This is a genomic window from Streptomyces sp. NPDC048473 (assembly GCF_043200155.1).
Taxonomy (GTDB): Bacteria; Actinomycetota; Actinomycetes; order Streptomycetales; family Streptomycetaceae; genus Streptomyces.
Genome location: NZ_JBICXE010000101.1, coordinates 1 through 11513, shown reverse-complemented (window position 1 = coordinate 11513; position 11513 = coordinate 1). Strand labels below are relative to the sequence as shown.

General features: G+C 68.0%; 6 protein-coding genes and 2 pseudogenes. 6 read left to right on the top strand and 2 right to left on the bottom strand.

The window, feature by feature from the left end:
• Nucleotides 1-468 precede the first annotated feature (468 nt).
• The 4 genes from ACGFU7_RS46355 to ACGFU7_RS46340 all read left to right on the top strand — a co-directional run bounded on the left by ACGFU7_RS46355 (nt 469) and on the right by ACGFU7_RS46340 (nt 7801).
• Entirely contained in the window at nt 469-1680 is a 1212-nt protein-coding gene (locus tag ACGFU7_RS46355) for a hypothetical protein (protein WP_393704680.1), read from the top strand.
• 797 nt (nt 1681-2477) lie between these two features.
• Nucleotides 2478-4598, top strand: coding sequence for a PQQ-binding-like beta-propeller repeat protein (locus tag ACGFU7_RS46350; RefSeq protein WP_393704678.1), 2121 nt, complete (start codon nt 2478-2480; stop codon nt 4596-4598).
• 151 nt (nt 4599-4749) lie between these two features.
• On the top strand, nt 4750-7050 hold the full coding sequence (locus ACGFU7_RS46345) for a PQQ-binding-like beta-propeller repeat protein (protein ID WP_393704676.1): 2301 nt from the start codon (nt 4750-4752) through the stop codon (nt 7048-7050).
• Between the two features lie 586 nt (nt 7051-7636).
• On the top strand, nt 7637-7801 hold the full coding sequence (locus tag ACGFU7_RS46340; protein WP_393704674.1) for a hypothetical protein: 165 nt from the start codon (nt 7637-7639) through the stop codon (nt 7799-7801).
• A 12-nt stretch (nt 7802-7813) separates the two neighbouring features.
• Here the strand turns inward: ACGFU7_RS46340 and ACGFU7_RS46335 are convergent, their stop codons facing one another.
• Nucleotides 7814-9013, bottom strand: coding sequence for an IS110 family transposase (locus tag ACGFU7_RS46335; RefSeq protein ID WP_393704673.1), 1200 nt, complete (start codon nt 9011-9013; stop codon nt 7814-7816).
• 590 nt (nt 9014-9603) lie between these two features.
• Entirely contained in the window at nt 9604-10338 is a 735-nt protein-coding gene (locus ACGFU7_RS46330; RefSeq protein WP_393704672.1) for a dienelactone hydrolase family protein, read from the bottom strand.
• A 207-nt stretch (nt 10339-10545) separates the two neighbouring features.
• On the opposite strand from ACGFU7_RS46330, the pseudogene ACGFU7_RS46325 reads away from it, so the two are divergent.
• A pseudogene (locus tag ACGFU7_RS46325) lies at nt 10546-10680 on the top strand (site-specific integrase); the annotation flags it as partial.
• A 483-nt stretch (nt 10681-11163) separates the two neighbouring features.
• Nucleotides 11164-11513 (top strand): annotated as a pseudogene (locus tag ACGFU7_RS46320) (hypothetical protein); the annotation flags it as partial.

Genomic DNA, 11513 nt, shown 5'->3' with positions numbered 1-11513 from the left:
GATATGAACGCAAGCCCGAGCACTTCCTCGCCTTCGTCGGCATAGCCGCAACCCTCATCTGCCACCGCCGACTCACCAAGTGAAACGACCTCTTAATCGCTACGCCGCCCGCGAGGTGTTCCATCTGGTCCGAGCCGCGTCCGTACGACGACCACCCACCGAGCCGCCGGGGCCGCGACATCGAGTTCGTTCCCTGTGACCGACAGCTGAGTTGGGGCAGGCCAGTAGCTGTGGGAAGGGCAGGTGCCGGTGTTGTACCAGCTTGCCTACTCTCTGGTAGGCACAGGCTCATCGGCGTCGTAGCTCAAGATAGTCAGCGTGACTGAAGCCGTGCCTATCTCAGCCGTAATCCGCAGTGTCTTGTTCCTACTCTGCTGTGTGGCGTTGCTCGCCGCGCTCCTTTACGCGCCTGCCCGAAGATGGCTGCGCCGCAGGGTGGGGGAGCCGGCTCGGCGCGGGTGGCACTGCGTGAAGGCGGCCATACAGGCCCGCTATGACGAACTCGTCAGCAGGCTCATGAGCCGGACGATCAGCCATGTCGCTCCACTCATTGCCGAGGTGCTACCCGATGGAGGTCTGCGGGCGAGGCCCCTTGTGGTGGAGGCCACTTTGAAGTGGTGGAGAGCAGCCTTGTGGGCGATTCCGGCCCGAGCCGTTGTCCTGGCGTTCCTCGTGGCCTGCCTGATGAACGTCGAGTCGATAGTCGACTTCATCAAGGATCCGGAAAAGTACGACGTGGAACCTCCTCTCGGCGGTGGCGGAGGCCCCGGGCGCAGCGGTGCTCAGGCGAGCGAGCAGCTGAATCCCGTAGCTTCATTGATCAAGGGAGTGGAGGATGCCGGCGCGTATGGCACTGACAAACTGGCGGAGGTCACTTCAACCGTCAAGAGTCTTTGGCCCCTTGAGCTTCCCTCTTGGGGAATCGTCACGCCTCTGGCTTACATCGTGATGATCTTGATGCTGCTTCTTGCGCTGAAGGCCCTCTATCCGTTTGTGATCGCACTGACGAACGGGGCTCGGCCCGCGACGCAGGAACATGGCGCTCAGCAGCCTCGCCCACTCCGCGCGCGGCAGCCCTCGGCAGCCGACGAAGAAATGCGCTACAGGCCGGTTGTGGTACTCCTGCTTACCGCCGCCGACTGCGCCCGTACGTGGAGGGCGTGGGGCAACAGCCCCGCCTTGGATACCCCCAGGGTTTCTGTCCGCGGTGCCGAATACGTCGTCCGGAACGCTTGGCGAACTCGATGTGAATACGACTCTTGGTCCGCGCGCATGCGCCAGCGTCACGCTTTGAAGGCTCACGCCGCGAAGGTGATTGCGGCGCTTCGCTCGCTGGAGGCGCGGCAGTACACGGACCCCGACCTCGGCCTGGTTCTCCAGGAGCTGGCTGACGCGTTTCTGACCATCGCAGAGCGATACGCCGAAGGTCGCGTTGGGCAACTCCTTGATAACGTCGACGCCGTGGAAGGTGCAACTGACTATGAGTGGTTGCGCCTGCTCGGCGTCGCCGGATTCGGTGTCGGTGCCCTGGCTATCTCCTCGATGGTCAACATGCCGGACGGCGCCAACGGTCTTCTGCTCGGACTGGCGCTCCTTTTGGCAGGCTCATGGCTCTTCCGGCACAGGCTGACGCACCCGATGGACCTGATAGACGTCCTGCGGGGTGCTGACCGAAAGTAGCCTCCGGTCCACCTTTCGGTGGCCGGTGGCCTGCCTCGCCACACTCCAGCACGTACACCCGGTCGCCGCACGTCCCGTCCATCGCGCAATGCACGCGAGGTGACTGGCCACCACGTCGCCTCTCGGGCACGACGAGGTCCTTTGCGGGGAGTAGGTCCGGCGAGTTCGTCGAGGAGCGCAGCTCACCTTTGAGCGGCCACGCATCGGTGAAACACATGCTGCACGCGTAACAGAAGGCTTCACGATTGAGCTGGTCGACGGACAACAATTCAAGTCTCCCTCCAGTGCAGCCATAGCAGCAGGTTCCGCCACGTTCAAGAGGTCCTGACGGAGTACCAGCTCGGCGACCCGGTCCTTGCTCATCCAGGCGAGCCGCGGCCCGAGATCCGCATCCTGAAGCCAGGGCCGGGCCGGCCCCGCAACAAGCCCGACAGCGTCGCGGCCGACAAGGCCCCACAGCAATAACCCCTGGCGTGAGTACCCGCGACGCCGGGGAATCCGGCACACGATCCCGGAGAAGACCGACAGCCGGGCCGCCCGCCTGCGCAAAGGCTCACGCAGCGGACGGCCACCTTTCAAGAGCCGTCAGAAGCGGTATGGGCATGCGGCTGGCCATCTGCCGGGTAGAGCCAGGTGGGGCGGATCCAGCGGGCCTTGAGGAGTGAGGTTCTGACAAGGGTTTCCCGAGGCGTGAATACTGGGGCCTCGGACCCGCAACCATGGTCGTGTTGCTCAAGTCCTTCGTTGTACACGGGAGATGGATCCTCGCACGGGCGAGATGACAGGAGGGGTGCGTGGTGGCGGCGTTCGCACCGTTGACTTCGGGGGACCCCGAACAGGTCGGCCGATACCGGCTGGCGGGACGGCTGGGCCAGGGAGGCATGGGCCGGGTGTACCTGGCCCGGTCGCCAAGCGGACGCATGGTCGCGGTGAAGGTGGTACGGGCCGCCTTGGCGGACGACCCGGGGTTCCGGCGGCGGTTCGTTCGGGAGGTGGCAGCGGCCCGCCGGGTATCGGGCTTCTTCACCGCCGCAGTGGTCGACGCCGCCCCGGAGGGCCGCCCGGCGTGGCTGGCCACCGAGTACGTCCCCGGACTGTCCCTGGCGGACGCTCTGGCCAAGCACGGGGCCTGGCCGGAGCAAGCAGTGCGACAGTTGGGGGCTGCGCTGGCCGAGGCGCTGGGAGCCATCCACCGCGCAGGCGTGGTGCACCGGGATCTCAAACCGTCGAACGTGCTGCTGGCGGCGGACGGACCCCGGGTGATCGACTTCGGAATCTCGGTAGCGGCCGAGGACACCTTGCTCACAGAGGCGGGCGTGGTGATCGGCACCCCCGGGTTCATCCCGCCCGAACAACTGCGTGGCGAGAAGACCGGCCCGGCCGCTGACGTATTCGCTCTGGGTGCGGTGCTGGCGTATACGGCGACAGGCACGGGCCCATTCGGAAACGGCGCGGGGCATGCGGTGAACTACCGGGTCATGCACGAGGAGCCCGACCTGGGCGGCCTGCCGTCCGGACTCGCCGAGGTGGCGGCCCGATGCCTGGCGAAGAACCCGGACAATCGGCCCGCAGTGCCAGAGCTGCTGAAAGAGCTGGCGCAGGTCCCGGGCCACCGGCCCGACGGCCATTTCACGGAGGCCGACTGGCTGCCCGGACCAGTGGCCGATGCCATTGCCCACATCCAGGCCGCCCCGCTGCCGGACGCCGCCGCACCCGCCCAGGAGGAGAGGGCCACCCTCAAGCTCGCTCCCGCGACCGCCCCGCCCGCGGCGGAGCCCGCTGACGCATCTGCCGCTGCGCCACCTGCCCCCAGCGGCCCGAGACGCCTGGCCCGGCGCCGCGTTCTGGCGGGCCTCGCCATCGCCGCGACCCTCGCCATCGTCACTACGACAGCACTCCTGAACGACTTCGGGCGTGGCGACGACGAGAAGTCTCCCAGCACACCGAAGGCGAAACAGCTGTGGTCCCGCCCGTTGGACGGCAAGCTGACGCTGGATGCTGTGGCGGACGGCGCGGTCTACCTCAGCAGCGGAGACCAAGGCACCCTGCGGGCCCTGGACGCCAGGGACGGCAGCCGGCTGTGGCAACGGCAAGCGGAAGGGGACGACACGAGTGTCGTCTCCGCCTCCGGTGGGACGCTCTTCTACATCAGCGGCCGTGCCCTGTACGCCGCGGACGCGGACAGCGGCGAGACACGCTGGAAGGCCAAAAGCATCCTGACCTCCCCTGCCACCCTCGACGACGCGGCGTACTCCGTCATCGTCGGCTTCCTACTGGCCCAGGACCTCGGCACCGGCAAGATCCTGTGGACCTACCAGCTCGGCGCCGGGGCAGTAGAGGGGGATTTCGCCGTTGCCGGCAGCAGGGCCTACGCCCATGGCGACCAGGAGCTGTTCGCCGTGAACACCGGCACCGGCAAGAAGCAGTGGACGTTCGAGGCCGACAGTGCCCTGATCACGGCACCGGCCGCGGCGGGCAACACGGTCTACTGCGGTGGCCGGAACGGCACCCTGTACGCCGTCGACGCCCGAACCGGCCAGAAGGTGTGGCAGCGCGGCTTCAGCGGGAAGCTGTGGAACCCCCGGATCGCGAGCGGGGCGGACACCCCGGTCGTGGCCGATGGGGTCGTCTACTTCGAGAACGACGCCTACGTGTCGGCCTTCGACGCCGGCACCGGCAAGCCGCTGTGGCGCCACCGCCAGGACACGGATGAGATCGACACCTTGTCGGTGGCCGCCGGCACCGTCTACTTCACCGACGAGACCGGGACGCTGTACGCCCTGGACGCCCGCAGCGGTCGACCGAAGTGGCAGGAGAACCTGATGACCTCCAGCGGTCAGTGGCGCCCGTACATCGTCAACGGAACTGTCTACTTCGAGGACGGCGACCGACTGCGCGCCGTCTCGCTGGTGAACTAGCCCTCAATGAGCGAGGGTGCTGTGGAGCGACGTACCCAGTGATCTGGCACCGGTCGGAGCGCGCACCTGCGAGCCGTCGCCAAGTCGTCGGCGTAACAGCGAAATCGGACACGTCGATCCGTGCCGCGCACGGGACAGTGAGGGAGGACAGGTGGCGGCGTTCGCACCGCTGGAGGCAGGAGACCCCAGTCAGGCCGGCCCGTACAGGATCGTCGGCCGGCTCGGCTCGGGTGGCATGGGCCGGGTGTACCTGGCCCGGTCGCCGGGCGGCCGGACGGTCGCGGTGAAGGTCGTCCGGGAGGAGCTCGTGGACGACCCCGGGTTCCGGCGACGGTTCGCCCGCGAGGTCGAAGCCGCACAGCGCGTCACGGGCTTCTTCACCGCCGCCGTGGTCGACGCCGCGCCGGAGGCCGACCCGCCGTGGCTTGCCACTGCCTACGTGCCCGGCCTGTCCCTGACCGAAGCAGTCGCCGCACATGGCGCCTGGCCGGAGCAGCCGGTGCTGACGCTGGGCACCGCGCTGGCCGAGGCACTGGAGGCCATCCACAGCGCCGAGGTGGTGCACCGCGACCTGAAACCCTCGAACGTGCTGCTCGCCGACGACGGCCCACGCGTCATCGACTTCGGGATCTCGGTGGCCGCCGACGACACCAAACTCACCCTGACCGGCACTGCCGTCGGCACTCCCGGCTACATGCCGCCCGAGCAACTCGTCGGTAGAGACGTCGGGCCCGCCGGCGACGTGTTCGCCCTCGGCGCGGTCCTGGTGTACGCGGTGACCGGGAGCGGACCCTTCGCAGGCGGCGCCGCGCACGGCGTGGCCTATCGGGTCGTCCACGAGGAACCCAACCTCAGCCACGTACCGGTCCGACTCGCGGATGTCGTCGCCCGGTGCCTCGCCAAGGATCCAAAGCAACGCCCGTCGGTGCCGGAACTGGTCGACAAACTGGGCCAGTTGTCGGCGGCTCGCCCGACGGAAGGTGTGATCAGCGGTTCGGGCTGGCTTCCCGCACCGGTGGCCACCGAGGTCACCCGCATTCAGGCGACGCCGCTGCCGGAGACGGCCACCGGCACCGTACCCCTCACAGCGCCTCCTGCCGGCGCCCCACCCGCCGCCGAACAGTCCCCAGCCGGTGGCGTGTCCCGAACCGCCGTCGACACCGCGGCAATCGGGCCCGCCCCGGCGGCCGGGCTCCTCGCGCCGCCTCCTCAGCCGGTTTCCGCCGGCCGACTGCTGGGCCTGCCCCGGCGCCACGCCCTGATCGGCCTCGCCGTCGCCGCGGTCCTGGCGGTCCTCGCGGCCACACTGCTCCTGCCCGACGGCCTCCCCCGCCGGGACCAGAGCAACGCCCAGGGCAAGGAACCCACCGCTGCGGCAACGGAGCTGGCCTTCCAAGAGCTGTGGTCCTACGAGGAGGATCCCGCCGGCCCTCCGTTGATCGTCGACGGGAAGGTCTACTTCGGCGACCAGGGCGGCACCCTGCACGCCCTCGACACCGCCGGCGGCACTCAGATGTGGAAGTACGACGGGTTGCAGGGGGCACGCCCCGTCACCATTGCCGACGGGGCTGTCTATGCCTTCAGCGGAGCCACAGGCGCGCTGCACTCCGTGGACGCGGACACCGGTGACAGACGGTGGAGTTTCAAGATTGACGACGCCTCAACTGGCGCCGCTCCCAAGGGAACCGAATACGGGATCACCAATGTCGCTGCTGCCAAGGGAACCGTCTACCTACTCACCCTCCCCTGGCCGAAGGGGCAGCCCGCCCTCTACGCGCTGGACGCCGAGACCGGTGAGGAGCTGTGGAATCGCCCGGTCAGCCCCGGCCTGTCGACCGCGCTCACCGTGGCAGACGGAGTGATCTACTGCGGCCTCGGAGGAAAGGACTACGAGAACTACCTCTACGCCCTGGACGCAGACACCGGCGACCAGTTGTGGCGGATCAAGACCGGCGGCAGCAACAGAGGCAAGGTCACCTCACTCTCGGTCGCCGAAAGCACCGTCTACTTCGGCAGTGAGGAGGGCACGTTCTACGCCGCAGACGCCTCCAGCGGCGAAGTGCGCTGGAAGTACCAGTCGAAATCCAAGGACGCGGAATGGAACGGCCCGCCCCTCGTCGCCGACGGCGTCGTCTACGCCAGCGTCAAGGCCAGATTCAACACCGACGACAGCGCCGGCCGCGTGTACGCGTTCACCGCCAGCTCCGGCAAACGGCTGTGGGAGTATGGAACGAACGGCGCGGCTTCACCACCTGTACTCACCGGCGGCGCGCTCCACTTCAGCGACGCCGGTACCTTGCGGGCCCTCGACCCCCGCACCGGAAAATCGCTGGGAGACGCCCCCCTGACCACCGGCACGGACCCGCTCCTCACCATCTCCGGTGACCGCGCCTACTTCGACGGCGGAGACGAACGCCTGCACGCGGGGAGGATCTCCCTGACCGAAAGCTGAGCACCCTCGCACCAGCTGAGTCAGCCTGCCGTCGCGCCGATGTCGTCGGGTTCTTCCCCGACCGGGGCGCGGTCCTCCGCCTGGTCACCGCGGTCCTGGCGGAGTAGACCGACGGATGGACCGGACAGCGCCATATCAGGCCGGACGTCCTCGCCGAGTGCCTCTCCGGCAAGTCAGCCGAGCGCGGCGCACCCGAGTCCGAGGGTCGGCCGCCCCGCCCTCCGGCATTGAGCGATGGGGGGTGCCCCTATGTGTTTGGTCAAGCTGTGTGGCTCACAATGCGGGCATGGATGACACGGGTGGGGACTCGGTATCGGTGTGGCGGGTGGGTGGGGCGGCTCGCGCGGCGGGCTATGCGATGCCGGCTGTCGTAGGGGTGAAGGCGCTCATCGGTTGGGCTGGGTGGGTTTCTTCTCCGGGGGCGGAGACGGCACGGTTGGCGGGGTTGTGGTCAGGGCTGGCCGTTGGCGTTGCGTTGTTCTTTTGGTGGGCGATTCTCAGAGTCCGGCTTGAGGTCGGCCCTGACGGGATCGTGGCGGTCAATCCGTGGGGGACCCACCGCCTGGGGCTGAACGAGGTGGCTTCGGTGAGGCTTGGTGCGTGGGGTGCGGAGTTCCACCATGGAGACGGCTTCAAGACCACGGCCTATGCACTGAGCGAGCTGGCTGCGGGAACCTCGCAGGACCGGCGCTTCGCGGAGCTGCTGGTGCTCTGGGGGCGGACCCCACTTCCTCGCCGCGGTGACGCCTGACGGAGACGCCGGTCAGGCACTGGCCGGGCGCGGTTCGTAGAAAGCGCCGTCGCGGAGCATGGCGAACAGGACGTCGGCTCGGCGTCTGGCGAGGCAGAGCAGGGCCTGGGTGTGGTGCTTGCCCTGGCTGATTTTCTTGTCGTAGTAGGCCCGGGAGGCCGGGTCGGACAGGGCTGCGAACGCTGAGAGGAAGAAGGCCCGTTTGAGCTGCTTGTTCCCTCTCCGGGAGGGCTGTTCGCCGCGGATTGAGGAGCCCGAACTGCGGGTGGCCGGGGCGAGGCCTGCGTAGGCGGCGAGATGGCCGGCGGTCGGGAAGGTGCTGCCGTCGCCGACCTCGATGAGGATCCGGGCTCCAGTCCTGACGCCGACTCCCGGCATCGAGGTCAGGACCTTCGAAAGAGGGTGGGCCTCCAGCAGTTCCTCGATCCGCCCGGCCAGCAGCTTTCGCTTGTCGAGGACGGCGCTCAGGGAGGCGGCCAGGCTTGGGACGATCAGTGCGGCCGCGTCCGTGCCGGGAACGGTGACGGTCTGCTCGTCCAGGGCGGCGAAGATGTCTTCGACCAGCCGCTCGGCCATCCTCGGTACCTTCGGCCTCAGCCGTGTGACCAGCCGACGTCGGCCGGCCTTGCGGATCTGGGCCGGGGACCCGAACCGTTCCAGCAGGGCGAGGACGGCCGGGTGCTGCAACCGCGGCCCCAGCACCCGTTCCAGCGAGGGGTGGATCTGGGTGAGCAGGCCGTGGATCCGGTTGGCGACCCGGGTGGCTTCGCCGGCCAGGTCGTCGTCGAAGCCGACGATCATCTCCAGCTCGGCGATCGTCTCGTCCTCGCCGTCGATCGCCCGCAGCGTGTGCGGCATTGCGCGGGCCGCGTCCGCGATGATGAACGCGTCCTTCGCGTCGGTCTTCGCCTCACCGGGGTAGAGGTCGGCGATCCGCCGCATCGTCAGGCCCGGTAAGTAGGCGATTGGGCAGCCCATGTCCCGGGCGACCGCCAGTGGCAGAGCTCCGATCGAGGCTGGTTGATCGACTACGACCAGCACGGTGCCGTGCTTGGCCTGGAGTTTCGCGAAGAGCTCGCGGAGCTTGGGTTCGGTGTTGGGCAGGCGCTTGTCGTACGCCTTCTTCCCGGCTGGTGTGATGGCGGTGGCGTGGTGTTCGCCCTTGCCGACGTCCAGGCCGAGGAAGACGTCGATGCCGCCGGTGTCGATCACGTGCAGGCCCCTCCGCTCACGCTTTCGTCCGGCCTGCCACGGCACCGAGCTGCCACATCCACGTTACGGAGAGCTGTTCCGGCTCGGGTGAAGCCGGTGCTCAAGCCCCTCATCAGCGGTCCGTCGATGCCTCCGGGCTCGGTGACACCACCCCCGGATTATGAACAACAGGAGGGGGAAGTCATGCCGGACCCGAAGGCCGGAGGCCCCATTGCGGAGCCAACGAAGACGGTAACGGGGGGGCGCACCGAATGGTGGTCGGTGTCGTCATGCCCGCGTCGACGACCGCCGCCGGGAAACCATCGCCCATCCGAACCGCCATCGCATGGCTCCGAAGATCTGACTCTTCGTAACTGCTCCACGGAAAGTGAGCCAGAACCCGAGAACCGACAGCACCTGTGCACGAGTTGGGCAGCACTCGACGCTCTGGAGAAATCGAACAGTTCATGACTTCAGGCAGCACGGGCCCTTGCCGAGAGTTCAGCAGGGGCCCACGGTGCAGAGAGCTGCGGAGGGCCGGGACCTGTCCTCGATGAGCGGCATGCCGGCCGACATCAGCTACCGTCTGCTGCCGGTCTGACGGCCCGGCCTCACTTCAGATGTCGGGTGAAGAACTTGGCCGCGGCGTCCCCCGCGAACTGCGGGACGCCGGTGTGCCCGCCGAGATGGGCGTGCAGGGACTTCTCCTTGGAGCTGAAGGCGTCGAACAGGTCCAGGGCCGCCTGCCGGTCGTTCCCTTCGTCGTCCCACTGCAGCAGGACGTGCAGTGGAATAGTGACCTGCCGGGCCTCCTCGAACATGGCGCGCGGCACGAAACTCCCGGCGAAGAAGCCGGCGGCCGCGATGCGCGGCTCGACCACCGCCAGACGGATGCCGATGGAGATCACTCCCCCCGAGTACCCGACCGGGCCGCCGATCTCGGGCAACGAAAGGAGGGCGTCCAGGGCGGCCTGCCATTCCGGGACCGCCTTTTCGACCAGCGGGAGGATGAGGGCGTCGACGATCTCGTCGCTGACCGGCTCGCCAGCCTCCATCGCCCGGCGCAGGTCGGCGCGCGCCTGCTCGGCGGCGGGCCAACGGGGCCGGTCGCCGCTTCCGGGGAGCTCGATGGTCGCCGTGGCGAAGCCCTCCGCCGCAGAGTGCCGGGCCCGGGCCGCCAGTCGGGGGTACATCTTGCGCAGCCCGAGGGGAGGGTGGCCGAGCAGGATCAGCGGCGCCGGTGCGGATGCAGATCCGGGCGTCCACAGGATGCCGGGGATCTCACCGAGGGTGAATTCGCGTTCGAGGACGCCGTCGTCGAGGCGCTGCTCGGAAGTGAAATGCATGGTCGTGCCTTTCGGGAGTGCACTGGAACGGCGCTCCCGGACGACCTGCCTATCGCCCGACCGTGACCCCGGAGGGGAGCACCCATGTCAATACTGCGTTCACGGGTACCACCTCCTCGATCTCTCGCACGGCCTCCGGGAAAGTAGCAGTGGTCGCCCTCGTCCGCCTAACGGGTTTTTGCGGAGTCTCCGTGGCCGGATGCCACGGTGTCCACCGTCGTGCAACTGCCAACCGGGAAGGCGCTGACCGTCCGGACGGCGGCCGACGTGTTCCTCGACTCGCTCGGCAACCCGAACACGGTCCGGAACTACGGGGCGGATGTTCCTCAGACCCCGACCCGCCCGGACGCGGAAACTTCCTGATCAAGGTCGGGAGTCGGCCCGGCATCACCGTGCACGTCGACCTCACACAGGCAGAACTGGCCGTCAACGACACCAACAAGCGCTGGCGGAATCGCCAGAATCCTGCCTGAGTGGGGTGGTTGCTCCGGATGGCTGACCGTCCGGAGCACTGCTGCGTCCAGGGGTCGCGAACGGTCCCTGCCAGCACGCCGCAACCGCACCAGCCCGCCCTGCGTCCGGGCAAGTGACAGCTGAACCCGAGATCAACTTGCCATTGACGGGAGGTAGATTCAAGATCCGCAGGTCAGAACGGGCTCTGTGCCACGGTTCGCGAGTTCCTGCAACCGGCTACGGGCCACCCGCGCTTTCCGACAAGCGCGCGGCGGTCTCGAACCTGGCGGACCTCAGGCACCTGCCCGGCACGGCCGACGGTCTTCACCGCCCCAGCATCCCACCCGTACTTTTCTCGAAGGAACACCCCACATGCTCCGCCTCAAGCGCCTCGCCGCCTCGGCCCTCATCACTGCCACGGTTGTGACCGGCACCTCGCTGGCCACCGCCACCACGGCCTCCGCGGCGAGTTACCACTGCAAGACCAGCAGCGCCTCCGTCGACAACCCGGCCTACTCCGGTCCCTACTCCGACAACTACAACTTCGACGTCAAGCTCTGCGCCAAGCGCTCCGGCGGCTACATATACGCATACGCCAAGGTCGACTTCGAGGGACCCGTCTGGTACGTCAACCAGACCGACACACTCGACGCCGCCCGCTTCCACCTCCAGATCAAAAAGTCCGTATCCGGCACCGACCCCGTCGTGAAATCGGCAAACTA

What these genes read in the sequence shown, in the direction of transcription:
- ACGFU7_RS46330 (WP_393704672.1), bottom strand. Translation starts at nt 10,338, where the DNA reads ATGCATTTCACTTCCGAGCAGCGCCTCGACGACGGCGTCCTCGAACGC.